Source organism: Pedobacter nutrimenti (assembly GCF_032678445.1).
GTDB lineage: Bacteria > Bacteroidota > Bacteroidia > Sphingobacteriales > Sphingobacteriaceae > Pedobacter > Pedobacter nutrimenti_A.
Genome location: NZ_JAVTSQ010000005.1, coordinates 327,957 through 344,181, shown reverse-complemented (window position 1 = coordinate 344,181; position 16,225 = coordinate 327,957). Strand labels below are relative to the sequence as shown.

10 protein-coding genes and 1 riboswitch are annotated in these 16,225 nt (G+C 44.9%); of the genes, 8 read left to right on the top strand and 2 right to left on the bottom strand.

What is annotated here, in order from left to right; translation table 11 throughout:
- Position 1: 1 nt before the first annotated feature.
- Together R2S08_RS11030 and R2S08_RS11025 are read right to left on the bottom strand one after the other, a co-directional pair.
- Entirely contained in the window at positions 2 to 3,154 is a 3,153-nt protein-coding gene (locus tag R2S08_RS11030; RefSeq protein WP_316835234.1) for a SusC/RagA family TonB-linked outer membrane protein, read from the bottom strand.
- 287 nt (positions 3,155 to 3,441) lie between these two features.
- Positions 3,442 to 3,548: riboswitch (SAM riboswitch) on the bottom strand.
- 79 nt (positions 3,549 to 3,627) lie between these two features.
- Complete coding sequence (locus tag R2S08_RS11025) at positions 3,628 to 4,413, bottom strand: SDR family oxidoreductase (protein WP_316835233.1); 786 nt, start codon at positions 4,411 to 4,413, stop codon at positions 3,628 to 3,630.
- 133 nt (positions 4,414 to 4,546) lie between these two features.
- Here R2S08_RS11025 and R2S08_RS11020 point away from each other — a divergent pair, with 133 nt between their 5' ends.
- The 8 genes from R2S08_RS11020 (at position 4,547) to R2S08_RS10985 (ending at position 16,223) form a co-directional block, all read left to right on the top strand.
- Positions 4,547 to 5,455: a pirin family protein gene (locus R2S08_RS11020; RefSeq protein ID WP_316835232.1), complete on the top strand. Its 909-nt coding sequence runs from the start codon at positions 4,547 to 4,549 to the stop codon at positions 5,453 to 5,455.
- 6 nt (positions 5,456 to 5,461) lie between these two features.
- On the top strand, positions 5,462 to 6,013 hold the full coding sequence (gene lspA / locus R2S08_RS11015) for a signal peptidase II (protein ID WP_316835231.1): 552 nt from the start codon (positions 5,462 to 5,464) through the stop codon (positions 6,011 to 6,013).
- A gap of 175 nt (positions 6,014 to 6,188) precedes the next feature.
- Positions 6,189 to 7,538: a serine/threonine-protein kinase gene (locus R2S08_RS11010; protein WP_316835230.1), complete on the top strand. Its 1,350-nt coding sequence runs from the start codon at positions 6,189 to 6,191 to the stop codon at positions 7,536 to 7,538.
- A gap of 10 nt (positions 7,539 to 7,548) precedes the next feature.
- Positions 7,549 to 8,505 (top strand): hypothetical protein, encoded by a 957-nt coding sequence (locus R2S08_RS11005; protein WP_316835229.1) that lies wholly within the window; start codon positions 7,549 to 7,551, stop codon positions 8,503 to 8,505.
- Positions 8,506 to 8,594: 89 nt separating this feature from the next.
- Entirely contained in the window at positions 8,595 to 9,698 is a 1,104-nt protein-coding gene (locus tag R2S08_RS11000; protein WP_316835228.1) for a PP2C family protein-serine/threonine phosphatase, read from the top strand.
- On the top strand, positions 9,676 to 13,647 hold the full coding sequence (locus R2S08_RS10995) for an FtsW/RodA/SpoVE family cell cycle protein (RefSeq protein WP_316835227.1): 3,972 nt from the start codon (positions 9,676 to 9,678) through the stop codon (positions 13,645 to 13,647). Before R2S08_RS11000 ends, R2S08_RS10995 begins: the two co-directional genes overlap by 23 nt.
- 10 nt (positions 13,648 to 13,657) lie before the next feature.
- Complete coding sequence (locus R2S08_RS10990) at positions 13,658 to 14,482, top strand: FHA domain-containing protein (protein WP_316835226.1); 825 nt, start codon at positions 13,658 to 13,660, stop codon at positions 14,480 to 14,482.
- A gap of 10 nt (positions 14,483 to 14,492) precedes the next feature.
- A complete protein-coding gene (locus tag R2S08_RS10985; RefSeq protein WP_316835225.1) occupies positions 14,493 to 16,223 on the top strand; it encodes a patatin-like phospholipase family protein in 1,731 nt (576 codons plus the stop codon).
- Positions 16,224 to 16,225: the final 2 nt, after the last annotated feature.

Sequence of the window (16,225 nt, the reverse complement as noted above, 5' to 3'; positions counted from 1 at the left end):
GTTAGAATTTAAGGTTAAGGTTAAAACCAAAGCTCCTTGTGGTAGGTAGGGTTAAATCTTCCAGCCCTTGAGCGTTTCCGGTATTGAAAGCCGTTTCAGGATCGATGTTGGGTACATTTTTGTGAATGATCCATAGATTTCTGCCGACCAGGGAAACGGTTGCATTCTGAAGGCCAATTTTTTTGCTCCAGGAAGATGGAATACTGTAACTCAGTTTTACCTCACGGAGCTTGATATAAGAAGCGTCATATACAAATTGCTCATCTACGTTGGTGGTACCTTTGTAGTATTGCTGGGCAGGAATGATCCGGCTGTTTTTGGTGCCATCGGCCAGTACGCCGTCAAAGATCATTCCGTCTGTATACACCACTTCTCCTGCCGGGGCTTTACCTCCAACTGGAAGGCCTATGGCTACTGCAGAAGTGGCATTACCAGGGAAATAATAAGTTAAACCACCGTTTTCCGTATTTCTACCCGGAAGTGTGCTGGCCAACACACCGGTGTAGGTGCCGGTACGGTTGGTGTTTGAGTAGATTTTTCCGCCTATTCTGGCATCAACCAGGAAATTCAGGTTGAAGTTTTTATAGGTGAAACTGTTGGTGATGCCACCTAACCAGTTTGGTGTAAATTTACCCAGGTAATGTTTGTTGGGATCAATTACAGGTGTACCTGATGCGCTAACCAGGATTTGACCGGCAGCGTTGCGCTGATAGGTGGTTCCGAACAGGGTACCATATGGTTGGCCTACAGCGGCCAGTACATCTACGGTCCTGTTGGTACCAATGGTATAACTGCTGATGAGCCCTTCACTATCCAGGATGAGTACTTTGCTCCGGTTCAGTCCATAGTTCAAATTGATGTCCCAGCTGAAATCTTTCTGCTTTACTGGTGTTAGCCCCAATTGGACTTCGAGTCCTTTGTTGTTGATGCTTCCGCCATTGATCAGTTTCTGAGCATAACCTGTAGAGGAACTTACTTTTACTTTTAGGATCTGGTTTACACTGTTGGTGTTATAGGCACTTACATCCAGTCGTACACGGTTGTCAAATAAACCTAATTCTATACCCGCTTCTGTCGATTTAGTGATCTCAGGAAGCAAGTTCGGGTTCAGCTGAATGGCATTGGCTGCTTGTTGCGGGTTTCCGTTAAAAGGAGCGGTGAAGCTGTAGGTATTGACCAACTGATAAGGATCTGTGGCTTTACCTACCTTAGACCAGCCGCTTCTGATCTTTGCAAAACTTAAGACATTACTTTTGATGTCAAAAGCTTCTGTAAGGACCAGACTTCCATTCACAGAAGGGTAGAAATAAGACAGGTTCTGCTTAGGTAAACTGGAATCCCAGTCGTTCCGGGCGGTTACATTGATAAAAGCATAGTCACGGAAGCCCAGCTGACCGGAACCAAATACACTATAGGTTCTTCCTTTTATAAAGACATTGGAAGACACCAGTGGATCCCTGGAATTGCTTAAGGTATAGAGCCCGTTTACAGCCAGTTTAGTAGCCATTTGATCGTTTTGCTCCGAGGTCGCCGTTCTAACGTTAGCACCGGCAAGTAGATTAAGAGAAAAATCGTTGTTTAGCTTTTTATTGAATTCCAGACGGCCTTCAGTATTGTTTTCATTCACAGCAAAGGCCTCTTCTTCATAAGAACCGAAAGGAGTACCGTTGGTTCCATAGGCCACCTTGATCTTCCTGCGGTCGTTATAATAGTCATTTCCCGTTCTGAAGTTGGCAGATAAGGCACTGGTGATCTTGTAATTTAACTCTGCGTATCCTACAATGCGGTCACGTTTTTGAGAAACCGTATTTTCATAAGCAATGAAATAAGGATTGCTGTAATAACTGTTGTTCCAGTTGAAATCGTTGCCATTCGCATCTTTGTAATTTTTAAGCTGACTTACATCAACCTGACGCCCAAACCAGGTAAATTGAAGCATTGGACCTGTAGCGCGCTTGCCACCAGTTGCAGGCAGATTGGCTGCATAGCTTTTAATATAATTTGCCGAAGCATTTAAGGTCAGTTTTGGGGTAATCCGATAAGTAGTATTCAGCAGGAAGGAGTTTTTGCTTTGAGAAGAATTTGGGATGACGCCGTTCTGTGTCAGGTTGTTATAAGAAAAACGAACATCTTGTTTTTCACCTGAACCTGCAAGAGAAATACCATTGTTTAAAGCGTAGCCAGTCCTGAAGAAATCTCTCACATTGTTGGGATGGGCCACAAAAGGTACAGGAACACCGTTGGAATTGAACTGAGGAAGAAGCCTTCCGTCAAGTGGCGGGCCCCAGCTTTCATCTACGCCGTCGTTCAAACCGCCGCCTTTGCCGTCAACAAAGCTAAACTTCCCGTTCGTACCTTGTCCAAATGAGTTTTGGTAGTTAGGGATGGTGAGCAGGTTGGAAAAAGTGGTGTTGGAATTCACGTTGATGCCCAGACCTTGCTGTCCGCGTCCTGTCTTGGTTTTAATCAGGATGACACCAGCTGCCGCTCTTGAGCCATACAAAGCAGCCGCATTCGGGCCTTTTAGTACACTGATCGATTCAATGTCTTCGGAATTGATATCGGAAATCGGATTGGCAAAATCTCTGGAGCTATTGGTTCCTGATTGCTGGGTATTGTTGACTGGTACACCGTCAATGACAAATAAAGGCTGGTTGTCATTTGCAATAGAGGTTTCCCCCCGGATCACAATCCTGGAAGAACCCATGTCACCCTGACTGCTGGTGGTTTGAACACCGGCGATCTTTCCGGCAAGGGCATTAACCAGATTGGTTTCCTTGGCAGTAGAGATGTCCTTTGATTTGAGCTCCTGCACAGCATAACCGAGTGATTTTTTAGCTTTGGTAATGCCCAATGCCGTCACCACAACTTCATTGAGTTCGTTGGTAGAGGCAGTCAATGCAATGTGGAGCTGGGTAGTTCCGGAAGTGACCGTCACATCTTTTGTGGTATAGCCGATGTAAGCGATCCGAAGCACATCTTTAAGGTCTGCATGGATGCTGAACTTTCCGCCTGCATCGGATACGGTACCGGTACTTTTGCCTATGATGGTAACAGATACCCCTGGAATGGCCTGTCCGTCGTTGCTGTCGGTTACCGTACCGGTCAATTGCACAGACTGCGCCTGTGCCGTCTGGAGGAAAAAAAAGGACATAAGAATCCCTATAAAAATTTTGTATATTTTTAGCATATGGGTTAAATTAAAAGGTAATTAATAAGCTGCCGGTGTTCTTTTTAGTACATGCAACATGAATGGTGGAAAGCAGCGCACATGGGCTGCAGGGTAGCAGAAGGACAGGAGTGAGGACGTAGCGTCATTTTTTTCAGGCGTACTTGTTGTTTCATTTTCTGTTGTTTAGGTGTTATGTTCCCTGAGCTCCCGGCTATACAGAAATTGAAGGTTGGCTTTTGCAGATAAGAAAATTTGCGGTGAATTGCAGCATCTTATCTTGTTCGCTTTTGCGAATTGGAATTAGCACCTTTTACCGTTGAAGGTAGAGGTTGCTAAGACATCACAGGGCCAGTCCCTCAGTCTTTCTGGATAAGTTAGGAAGCGTAAAGAACGATCTTCTGCTGCAAATATATAAATAATCTAGTAATCCTATAGGATTTACTTAAAATATTTTTTTATACGGTTGGTGTCCTGCCTCCGTCTACCGGAATGCTGGTGCCATTGACATAAGATGCTGCTGGAGAGGCCAGGAAAGCCACTACATTGGCAATCTCTTCCGCTTCACCAAATCTCTTCATCGGGACGCTGCTGCGCATATTTTCTTCTACCGTTTCTGTACTGATATGTTGACTGGCGGCGGTTTGCTGTACCAGGCTTTGCAGACGTGCAGTATTGGTGAGGCCAGGTAAAACATTGTTTACCGTAATATTGTACTGGCCCACTTCATTAGATAATGATTTTGCCCAGGAGGCTACAGCAGCACGGATGGTATTGGAGACCCCCAGATTGAGCAGGGGTGTCCTGACAGAGGTAGATACGATATTGATGATCCGTCCGTATCCGGCTGATTTCATTCCGGGCAATACGGCCTGAGTCAGAATCTGGTTGCAGATCAAGTGCTGCTGGAAGGCATTGCTGAATGCCTCTGTTGTAGCTTCAGCAATTGGACCTGCCTTAGGTCCACCGGTATTGTTCACCAATACTGTTACCGAATGGTTTGAAATAATATCTTCTATTGCTTTTTGTACATCCTCCTGCCTGGAAAAATCGGCAACTCTATAGCTATGTTGCTGTCCATGTTTGGCAGAGAGTTTTTCTACTGCGGCTTTTAATGCATCTTCATTTCTTGCAATGAGAATACAGGTGGCACCAAGTGAGGCCAAGGCGCTGGCACTCGCCAGTCCTATACCTTGTGTACTTCCGCAGATAACAGCATGTTGATGTGTTAAAGAAATATTCATGTTTACAATTGGTTTTGTGGGATGAATCCCGTCGTAAATTTAATATATAAAACTAAACAATACCTCTTGCCGATGAGTTTGTGAAAAGTAATTTTTAACCCTATCTTTCGTTATTCATCAGAATTAGTAAAACATGTCGAACATCAGCATTATTATAGAAGAAAGACCCGCAGATATTGGAAACTTTCTGGTAGGAAGATTACTCCCTTTCCGCGAGAAAAGAATGGTTGGACCTTATATCTTTATTGATCATATGGGGCCTGCGGCACTGAGTGATCATGAAAATATGGATGTTCCGCCGCATCCGCACATTGGCTTGTCTACCTTAACCTATCTTTTTGAAGGAAGTATACGGCACCGGGACAGCCTGGGAACGGATATTGAAATTCATCCGGGTGCAGTCAACTGGATGACGGCCGGGAAAGGGATTGTACATTCGGAAAGGACACCTGAATACTTGCGTACTACCGATAAACACTTACATGGTTTACAGATTTGGGTAGCCCTGCCTTTAGCGTTTGAAGAAATGGAGCCTTCTTTCCAGCATGTGGAAGCAAAAGATATCCCGCACTGGGAAAAAGATGGTGTTTCTTTCCGGCTTATTGCAGGAGAGGTTTTCGGACAACGTTCACCGGTAGCCACTTATAGTCCTCAGTTTTTTATCGAGATCAAAAGTACAGACCGAAAAGTACTGAATATTGGGCAGGAGCTTTTTGGTGAATCCGGCTTGTATATTCTGGAAGGCAGTGTGATCAGTGATGGCCATGAATTTACGCCTAAACAATTATTAGTGGCCAAGGAAGCTAAACTCTGCGAGTTTACAATGACAGAAAACACCACGATTTATATTTTTGGTGGTGAGCCATTTAAAGAAGAACGTTTCATTTACTGGAATTTTGTGGCCAGCAGCAGGGAAAAGATTGAAGAGGCCAAGCAGAAATGGCTGGACCAGAGTTTTGACCGGGTGCCCGGTGAAACAGATTTCGTACCTTTGCCTAAACAGAATTATAATCCGGCAAGTACGGCTAAAAAAGACGCTTAAGAGATCATGAAGAAAAAGATATGGATCAGAAATTTAATCCTGCTGGCTGTTTTAAGTTGTACGGTTGGCTGTGATCAGATCACCAAAACGATTGTTCGGAACGAACTCAGCTATAATGAGAATATTAAGTTTGTCTACAATCATCTGACCCTCACAAAAGTGGAGAATTCCGGGGCATTTTTAAGCCTTGGTGATTCCTTTTCTTCGGAGATCAGGTTCGTTTTTCTTTCTTTAATGCCTTTACTGGTCCTGGCCTTTGGCCTGTATTTCCTGTTCAGCAAGGTACATATTGCAAAAGTTTATGCAATCGGTTTGTGCCTGGTTATTGGAGGTGGGATAGGAAATTTATACGACAGGTTGCTCCATGGCTCTGTTACTGATTTTTTGCATATTGACTTTGGCTTGTTTCAAACCGGGGTTTTTAATGTGGCCGACATGGCCATTATGGCCGGGATGTTCATTATATTTCTGGACATCTATACCCGTAGAAAGACCTCTGGTCCACTCCCTCTTCCCCCGGACGAGCCGGGAGAAATTGCCAAGGAAAGTGGTATATAGGGGGTTTTTGAATGCTGACATTTTGCAATTGAGACAAGATAACACGGTTTTACCCCTCTCCAGAATTGTTTTTTACAAATGAAAAACGACCGTCGTTACAGTCGTTTTGACAAAAGGTATGCAGCAGCAGAAATGGATTTGCATTATGGAACTAAAATTGTTGTAATTTTATTGCATGAGTAAAGTATTTACAATTACCGAAGGCCTGGAGAATATGGGTGCATTGCGCACAGGTGGACAGGGCTCGGTTTATAAGGGAAAACGTGTAGGGACAATTATAACGGCAGTAAAACTGCTTCCAACGCCTGTACACACTGAAAGTGAAGAAGATAAGAACTTTCGGAATTTCCAGAACGAGGTAGAAAAGTTGAAGAAGGTAAATGAGGAGCCCAATCCGAATGTGGTAAAGATTCTGAATTCCGGAATCACTGAAAGCGGCTCTTTTCCTTTTATTGAGATGGAATTTATTGACGGGCCGGATCTTGAAGATTTACTAAAACCTCCGCATGATCCTGTTTTTTCGATCAAAGAAGTGATCAAGGTAGCCGATCAGCTGGCTAATGCACTGGCGCATTGCCATAAATTTTCGGTGAAGCATGGTGATATCAAGAGTAATAATGTAAAATTCAATGTGCATTCGGGCAATTATGTGCTGCTGGATTTTGGTTTGTCTGCGATGTCAGATGATCAGCGAAGAACCAGTATCCGGCATGCTGGTGCCATTGAGTTTATGGCTCCCGAACAGAATGAAGGGCAATTGCTGTTTCAAACGGATATCTATAGCTATGGAATAATATTATATGAGTTGCTGGCCGGACAGGTGCCTTTTCCTTTAACCGATCAGGGCCAGAAGTCCAGAAATGAAGTGATGTTGGCACATATGGAACAGAATGTTCCGGATTTAACAGAATTGCGTCGTCAGTATATTCCGGAAAACTGGTCACCTGAAAAGAGACAACATGAACTTCAGGTGCCACAATGGTTGTTGCAGGTGATTGCAAAATGCTTGCAGAAAGATCCTTTACAGCGTTTTGGAAACGGAGTAGAACTGCAGGATTTCATTATTCATCATAGTATAGCTTCGCCTGCCGAGGGTGGACAGGTGCCGAATGCGGTATTGCTCCGGGAAGAAAATGAACGTTTGCAGGATTTGTTGCTGCGTTATCAGGAAACAGAAAGGATGTCGTCTGCCCCTGCTGTGGAGGAGGCCGATGTGATCAGAGTGGCCAGACCAGTGTTTTATTCGATGATTGTACTGATGGTCGTGCTTGCAGGTGCCATGGGGCTTTTGTTGTATGGGAATTCCAGTAAAGACGCACAGGAAAATACCGGGAAAGGCGGTAACGTATTGAGAGATACGACCAGTAAACAAGAGAAGCCGTATACACAACCTGTAAATGAGGTCGCGCCAGATACAATGACCCTGGACACCGCAACTAAAATTAAACCGGTGGAGGTTAAACCCACGACCAAACCTCCCCACGACAGTACGAAATTAGACCTGGATACTGCCGTTCATTTTTAACAGTTTATTTATGGAACCAAAAACAACTTTCTGGAAGAAGATCGGCCTGCAGGACCTTTTTCTCCCAGGCAGCAAAACAAAAAAGACAAAAGCTACTGCTGCACCGGGTCTTACCCCGGACAGCGTGTACCAATATATTTTACAGCAGTTTAAGGCTTCTATTGCAGAATTGTCTTTTGCAGGGCGTGTTGTATTTTATCATGAGTATATGATCTGTTTCAATGCCGAAGATTATAAAGAGTTCCTGAGCCAGAAACAAGGTTTATTTGGAATTATTGTAGATGAAGCGGTGAAACAATTTTATCAGATCCTTAAGACCTATGAAAAAGAGGGAAAGAAAGTCCAGCCTTCCAGTTCTAAATGGGTGTTTCGTTTGGTTTCGCACCCGGACTATGAAAGAGGAGATATCGGCTTTATTGGTAAGCTGCTTCCCGGCAGCCAGCAGAAGGACGATAACCTTCGCGTAACGTTTATTCCAAGACAAACAGGGGTGGTGCAGACATTTGATGTGAACGAAGATATCCTGAAAGGATTTATCTATTATAGTGAGGGCTATTATGAACTGCCTTATGCACGGGAGGAAGAATCCGCAGAACATAGCCCGGTTAAAGCGGTTAAAAAGACCTATGCCAGATTGGATACCATTATGCCAGACCAGAAATATTCGGGTAAGAAGTTCGAATACCTGATGAAAGATGAGGATATCATTGTCTCTGGCGCAGAAGAAGAGCGTACCGAAGGTAATATCTTTAAAATTCCATCAGAATGGGTGGATGCGCCGCATCTTAGAATCCGTTTCAATTCGGCTGACGGTAAATTATACCTGGCATCTTTTGGAGAAAAAACGATCATTAACGAGCAACAAGTACTGCGGAGCAATATCAATGCGCCGGTATGGACAGAGTTGCCGATCAACTCTAAGGTGTTGCTGAACGGGATTATAGGGATTAACATCTTTAAAGGTTGATATGTTGTCGCAGATATTAACCTGGGCATTGCTGGTCATTTGTATCGCACTTTTGGCGGGGCATTTTATAAACATTAAAGATCAGGGGAATGGAGAATAGATTATTTGGTCAAACGGATATCGGTAAGGCCAGGGACAATAATGAAGATGCTTTCCTGGCCGAACCTATCGGAGGAAGCAGTTTACTGCTTGCTGTTGTAATTGATGGGGTTGGAGGATACGAAGGGGGGGAGGTTGCTGCTGCAATTGCCCAGACCTGTATCCGAAAAAGTTTGGCAGGTTTGGATAGGGAGAATATTCTTCCGGCACTGATTACAGCAATCAGAAATGCCAATCAGGAGATTTTCACACACAAAAGTCAGGATCCGGCATTGGATAAAATGGCTTGTGTACTGACACTTGTAGTGGCAGATCCGGAGCAAAATCAATTTTACTATGCTCATGTAGGAGATACCCGTCTGTATTTGTTACGGGATAAAGCCCTGGTGAAAATTACTCAGGACCAGAGTTTTGTGGGCTTCCTGGAAGATTCGGGCAGACTGACAGAGGCTGCCGCTATGCAGCACCCTAAAAGAAATGAAATTAACCAGGCGCTTGGCCTGGAAGAAACGGACCGCCTCCGAAACGATTTTATCGAAACCGGACAATCTCCTTTTCTTCCAGGGGATCTGTTGCTGCTTTGCAGTGATGGCTTAACAGACCGTATTGATAAAGAGAAGATTACAGCTTTGCTGGATCAGGATCACTTGCCTGCCATGGCGCAAGCGCTGATTGATGCAGCAAATGCCGCCGGAGGGCATGACAATATTACGGTGGTTCTGGTTAAAAACGATAAAATACCAGCACAGCATCAGCCCGAAAAACCGGTTGCAAAGCAGGAAGCTCTAGTCTCCGTTCCGTCACCGTCTCCGGTACCTTTCACAAAGAACCCGGTTAAGGTAGTCAGGAACAGAGGTTGGGTAGTCCTATTGCTGTTGCTTTCCGCAGGATTACTGAGCCTTTCAGGATGGCTGTATAGGCAGCTTGAACTGATACAGCATCAGGTCCGCCCATTGGCTCCGGTATATGAAAATCCCTGGCAGCCTGTGCAACCTGGGCTGGATACGTTGAAAAAACCTTTACGAGATAGTGTGTATTATACCGATTCCGTAGCTAAGCCCTTAAAACCGCATGGAAAGAGATCAGTTAGATAGCCATTCACAGAAAAAGGCTGGCAGAGGCAAGGAACGTCTGTTTCTGGCGCTGATCGCTGTAGTTCTGGCCCTGTTGTTTTTCCGTTTATTTGGTGTATTGCAGCATCGTTTCCAGGGTACAGCCCTGAAATTAAAGCAGGGAACTGTTGTGAACCTGAACGGAGCGGATCCGGTAGCTGGGATCAGTGCGGTTTTGACCCATGGGAATTATGACCTGGACGGCCGGGATATTGCATTCATTTCAAAAGTGCTGCAAAGCCGTTTTAATGAAGGCGGACATTTTCAGAACATCGGAGAACTGAATAAACAAAAATACTATGTCCTTGCGGAAGAGGCAGAGGCAGAAGGAGGAGAATCTTTTAGAAAAAGAGTGCTTTTATCCAGATCTCTTCTGGGCTATGATAAAGACGAAGGGCTCTCTTATGAGGCTGAAAAAGTCAGACCTAAGGCTTTGCCTGAAATTGTTGATATCAAAGGCGGAGCATACGCAATTGATGGACGGGTTTCCGGAAAGAATGGAGGCATTGCCGGAGTATTGGTGAAGCTGGAAATGATCCTGCCAAAAGACAGCCTCGACATCCAGCCGCTAACGGCTTTTGTGCGGACAGATGCAGAAGGTAAATTTGAATTCAGTCACCTTCCTGCAGACAGGGCTTATGAAGTTTTGCCATTGCAGCCCGGATATGAATTTGGAAGGGTACAAGGGGTTGCGGGCCTTCAAGGCAATAAGTCATTTAACTTTTATCAGAAACCACACACCATCCGTTTGCTCTCTTCGAGAGATTTTAGCACCCTGAAGGCTGACGGGGCTTTTATTGTCCGCTCACCAGCACAATTCACTTCCGCTTACTGGACAGTGGCTGGTGTTTTTTTTCTGGCCTTTTTGTTGGTTCATATCCTGCTCAGCATACGAGCTCCGAAAGCAGATCCCTTTCTGCTTCCGCTGCTGATGATTTTAACCGGATTGTCTTTGCTGACCCTGATGAGTTTACAGGATCCTTTGAGAGATCGTTTTCTGGCCATAGATACTTTGTATTTTCTTGCCGCAGGTATGTTGATCATGGTGGTGCTGGCGATGATGAACCTGCGCCTTTTTCATCCGGATTCCAGGTTATACAGGATGTTTGTGTTCCGGACACAGCGCGAAGCTGCAAATGGCTGGCCCTGGATTGCATTGGGAATGCTGCTGCTGCTCTGTACCATTGTACTGGGGTCCGGGCCCGAGGGCAGCGGTGTTAAGGTGAACTTGCTTGGGGTGCAACCCAGTGAATTGGTAAAATACCTGGTTATCTTGTTCCTTGCTGGTTTTTTTGCGCTTAATGAAAGGTTCATTTCTGAGTATTCCAGCTGGAGAAAGCGCTGGTCTTTCTTTTCCTTTGCGCTCGCAGCAATTGTATTGACCTTATTGCTCTTCCTGGCTTTGGGCGATTTGGGCCCGGCGATCGTGATCTGTTTTACGTTTATCATCCTCTTCTCTTTTTCAAGAGGCGACTTTATGATCATGGCTGCTTTTGTAGGGTTATACATCCTGGCCTCCTTTATTTTTAGTAATGTTTGGATGGTTGCAGCAATTGCCTTTGGAGTATGGGGGCTGGTACAGTTCTTTAAAAGGCATTGGTCCAGTGAATCCGCCTTAATGGCCCTGGTGGTGATCACAGCCTTTATGACCATTGATAAAATGCCTTTTCTGCACCAGCTCGTACCCGGACCCGTAGAACGTCTGGCAGATCGCAAAGCGATTTGGCAGGATGCCTGGAACAATGAGGTATATGGCGGCGATCAGGTGGCCAACGGACTCTGGGCCATGGCCAGTGGAGGTTTTTCAGGCCAGGGCACGGGTGAAGGTTATGCCAAGACCATTCCCGAAGCGCATACTGACATGATTTTGCCGGCTGTAGGAGAAGAGTTTGGCTGGGCAGGCATGGTCTGTATCTTTATTTTATTCCTGGTGTACCTGCACCGGGCCATCCTGATTGGGCGGCAAACGGGTAATCCTTTTTTGTTCTACATCTGTGCCGGAATAGGCATTAGTACATTTATACAATTTTTGCTGATTGCAGGAGGATCTACCGGAGCATTGCCCTTATCGGGGGTTTCGCTGCCATTTGAAAGTTATGGAGGCTCGTCGCTGGTGATTAACCTGGTGGCAGCCGGGTTTTTGCTTGGTGCTTCTTCCATTTCGGGAACGAAGGTACAGATGGTTTATCTGACCAAACAACAGGATGCCAATCTGGTTCCTGCACTTGTGGCCGCCAGTATAGGAATGGTCTTGCTGGTCGTGAATATAGGCGGTTATGCACTGAATAACCATAAATGGATTGCTAAGCCCGCCCTGGTGGCCGATAAGAGCGGCATCAGGATGTTTAGCTATAATCCAAGGATTGCGATTTTGATGCGAAAGCTGGAAGCTGGTTCTTTATTTGACCGCGAAGGTCGTTTACTGGCTACAAGTGATCCGCAACTGGTGCTGAAGCAAAAAGAATTGCTAAATGCTGCGGGAGTAGGAAATTACAACCTGGATTCTGCCATGCACAAACGGCCTGCCCGTTATTATCCTTTTGAAGAACAATTGTTTTTCTGGACAGGAGATGCCAATACAGGTGTTTTTACCGGGGGAATTAATGGATATTTTGGCGAGTACGAGCATGCAGCAGAACTTCGCGGCTTTAAGATGCCGGTAACGAACTATGATGTTACCGCATCGAAATATAGGGAAGACCGCTTTCTGCCAAGAGGAATCAAAGAAATGACCGTGCAAAAAAGAGACTATAGCGCATTGGTTCCTTTATTGCTTTCGGGTCTGGACAGCGTGGAAATAGCGGCCCTGAAGCACAAGAACAGGGATGTGAAACTAGCAGTAGATGCTGCGCTGCAAACGAGTATTCAACAGTCCATAGCCAAAGATCCTGATTTTAAAGACAGCCGGGTATCAGTGGTGGTGATGGAAGCTGCAACGGGTGATGTTCTGGCTTCTGCAGCTTTTCCTCTGCCTGCAGTACATAACTGGGAACAGCTCAGTTTAAATCAGACAGATCAGAATAAACTGGCTGGCTGGATCACGAATGCAGACCCGGGTTTTACCATTGCTACTCAACCAGGTTCTACGGCAAAGATCTTAACGGCGATGGCTGCATTTAACAAACTTGGACCAGGGGCAGCAGATAAAACCTTTATGGTTAAAGCCAATGAAAGGATCAGGACAAAGGGAGCAGAACCAGATGAAACGGGACTGATCAATATGGAGAATGCTGTGGTCAAATCAAATAACGTATATTTTATCAAACTGGCCAACCAGGAGCATTTACAGGAACAAATGGGAACTTTGTACCTGAAAACCGGCATGTTCCTTCACGGGGTTGGTGGTTATTATTACAACCGGAAAACAGATAATGAGGCACAGGAGGCCAAATGGTTTGAACTGTGGCGAAAAACGGAATTTAAAAGTGCTTATAATCCTAATAATATTTACCGGAACCGGGCAACTGGTATTTCAGGTATGGCCTGGGGACAGGGAGAACTGATTGCAACACCCGCATCGGTAGCGCGGATGGCAGCGGGAATTGCCAACCAGGGCAATCTTAGACCGAACCGTTATGCTTTGAAAATCAGTGATTCTGCAGTCGTGGTAAAGCCCACTGTGCCCTTAGCAGATAAAACAGTCTATTCAAGTTTGCTGGCCCGGTTTATGGAGGAACAAAGTGCAGGTAAAGCAGGCATACTGGGTATTGCCGTCGCCGGAAAAACAGGTACACCCGAACGGATCTGGAAGCGGAGAAAAATCAATGATGGCTGGTATGTTTTCTTTGCACCAAATGCCAAAGGAACTGGAAATACTGTTGTATGTGTGCGTATAGAGTCAACCAAAGGATCATCTATGGCGGTCCGGCTTGCAGGAGAACATGTTGTTCCATTCCTGCTGGAAAAAGGATATATAAAGAGTATTCACTAAATTTAGAAGCATGTTTAACCTGTTTAAAAAGAATAAAGATCAGCAACCAATGGATGTGAAGGTTCTTCGGGAGGAGATCCTCCACTTTGTTAAAGAAGAATTACAGAAACTGGAAGGTGGAGAAGGCCGGAATGTGGAATCGATACAACTTTATGCAGTGCCTCCTGCCGAAGAACGGCACCTGTACGAAGCGGCATTATATCTTCCGGAGCCTGCGTTGCTGAAGCAGGAAATTCAACGGATCTCTAATAACTTTGTTGTTGACCTTCCGCTGCAATGGATACTGGAAACTGGTTTAAAGGAGAGCTTTCCGCCTGGTGCAGCGCTATGCCGTAGCCTGCCCCTGGGTTTTTCTTTAAAAATGAAGACTGCTGCTGAAGTGAAACCTGTTGCGGAGCTTCCGGAAAAAAGGAGCAGAACGGCGCGGATCCAGGTCTTGAACGGACAGGCAGAAAAACAACAGTATCTGTTGGAGGCAGGGGATGGACGGATCAATCTTGGAAGGGAAAAACATGTACCAATGTCTAATGGATCCGTACGGATCAATGATATCGCTTTTCCGGGAGATGCAGACCATACAGGCAACAGATTTGTAAGCCGGCAGCATGCCCATCTGGAATGGGATGAAAGTAAAAATGGGTTCATGCTGTTCGCAGATGAAGGCGGTATTCCCCCTGGTAATAAAACAAAGATCAAAACTCTAAAGAGTGAGGATCAGCTGAAGTTGAATTCCGCTGAAGTGGGATACTTGCTGGAAGAAGGCGATCAGATCATTCTTGGAGAATCTGTCGCGCTGGGATTCAGTTATACCAAAAAAAAGGAAGATGAATTATAGACCTTAGACTATGGAAAACATTGCACTGGCATTATCCGGAGGTGGATTCAGAGCGGCATTATTTTCTGTCGGAAGCTTGAGCTACCTGAACAGGCTTAAGGTTGGTGACCACAGTTTATTGCAGCAGGTCAAGTATATTTCTTCGTCCTCAGGAGGCAGTATTGCCAATCTGGTGTACAGCAGTTATATTTTTAAGGGCAAGACATTTGAAGAAGCCTATGTAAGACTCTGGACTGACCTGGATGGCGAAGATCTGATCAAACGGGCCTTTAAGCTGTTGAAAGACGACCGCAAATGGAAACACAGGCACGAGAAAAGCAGGAACCTGGTGAATGCTTTTGCTTTGGCTTATGATGAATTGTTTGAAGGATTGAACTTTGAAATTTTCTCAGACCGTAGTGCAGATCCGCATCTGGATGAGATCTGTATCAATGCTACAGAGTTTGCCAATGGTGTTTCTTTTCGCTTCCAGTCCCAGCATCCGGGAAACTATCCTAAAGGAAGGATTGGAAACGCCTATATCAAGTTTAAAGCCAGGGGAATGGCAGCTGCAAAAAAGATGAAACTAGCAGATATTCTGGCCAGTTCTTCCTGTTTTCCTGGTGGTTTTGAACCCGTGGTTTTTCCAGACGATTTTGTGTACAAAGGACTAAGTAAGCACGAACTGCTGGAACATCTGGTGTATAAATATAGTCCAAGTACCCTGCCTAAGGGAAAAGATTGGCTGCATAACCCGGATTTTGATAAGAATACACAATTTTGTCTGATGGATGGAGGGGTTGCAGATAATCAGGGAATTGAAAGTATGGTTTTGGCCAATGAAAGACGAAGGGAGAAGTTTGGGGATTTTAGTATGATGATCCTATGTGATGTTACGAGTTATTTCATGGATGCCTATACTTTTCCAACAGAAAACAGAAAACACTGGTATGAAAGAGTAAATATCCAGCAGCTGATCAATCTGCTTAAAATATTTGCGGTGTTAAATGCCGGGATGCTGGTGAGTGCCTTTTTGTTTGGCTGGCACAACTGGGTGCGGGTATTGACGATTCCGGGATTACTGGTTACTTTTCTTTATTTACTCGGTACTTATCGGCTTTCAGACGCCAGAAGGGTGGCTGCAGAAAAACAGAACACCTGGGTAATCGTATTTTTTAAGTATGTAGATTATTTTCTGAAGGTGAGGATCAGTGCCGTCCAGCAGATGATTATGGCCAGGTTTAAATCGGTGATGATGATGAATACAGACATCTATCTCAAACAAATCCGGCGGTTATATTATGATAAGATCTTTAAGCATTCCAAGCTTAAAAAGGTAGCAGTGATGAACTCCATTTATGAATTAAGCAAAGCCAATCAAAAGCTGAAAAAGGAAAAGCCAAAATTGAAAACCGAGGTGGGCTTTTCAGCAGAACAGCCAGTCATCACAAATATCAAACCCTCTGAGGCCATGATGGAGGTCGCTGAAAAAGCAAGAACTATGGATACTACCCTTTGGTTTGACGACAACCATACCAAAGACAACCGAAAGGCCGCCATTATTGCAACAGCCCAGTTTACTTTGTGTTACAACCTGATTAACCATTTCAGCCAGCCGGAAAAGGCAATGGCTTTAACACAGGAGGAGCAAGACCTGAAGCGTCTTCTGCTACAGGACTGGCACTTGTTTCATAAAGATCCTTATTTTATGTATAATGAAATGGGAAAACAATTGATTCCGGATTTTACTGCAGCTGTGTAATT

What these genes read in the sequence shown, in the direction of transcription:
- R2S08_RS11030 (WP_316835234.1), bottom strand. Translation starts at nt 3,154, where the DNA reads ATGTCCTTTTTTTTCCTCCAGACGGCACAGGCGCAGTCTGTGCAATTG.
- R2S08_RS11025 (WP_316835233.1), bottom strand. Translation starts at nt 4,413, where the DNA reads ATGAATATTTCTTTAACACATCAACATGCTGTTATCTGCGGAAGTACA.
- R2S08_RS11020 (WP_316835232.1), top strand. Translation starts at nt 4,547, where the DNA reads ATGTCGAACATCAGCATTATTATAGAAGAAAGACCCGCAGATATTGGA.
- lspA (WP_316835231.1), top strand. Translation starts at nt 5,462, where the DNA reads ATGAAGAAAAAGATATGGATCAGAAATTTAATCCTGCTGGCTGTTTTA.
- R2S08_RS11010 (WP_316835230.1), top strand. Translation starts at nt 6,189, where the DNA reads ATGAGTAAAGTATTTACAATTACCGAAGGCCTGGAGAATATGGGTGCA.
- R2S08_RS11005 (WP_316835229.1), top strand. Translation starts at nt 7,549, where the DNA reads ATGGAACCAAAAACAACTTTCTGGAAGAAGATCGGCCTGCAGGACCTT.
- R2S08_RS11000 (WP_316835228.1), top strand. Translation starts at nt 8,595, where the DNA reads ATGGAGAATAGATTATTTGGTCAAACGGATATCGGTAAGGCCAGGGAC.
- R2S08_RS10995 (WP_316835227.1), top strand. Translation starts at nt 9,676, where the DNA reads ATGGAAAGAGATCAGTTAGATAGCCATTCACAGAAAAAGGCTGGCAGA.
- R2S08_RS10990 (WP_316835226.1), top strand. Translation starts at nt 13,658, where the DNA reads ATGTTTAACCTGTTTAAAAAGAATAAAGATCAGCAACCAATGGATGTG.
- R2S08_RS10985 (WP_316835225.1), top strand. Translation starts at nt 14,493, where the DNA reads ATGGAAAACATTGCACTGGCATTATCCGGAGGTGGATTCAGAGCGGCA.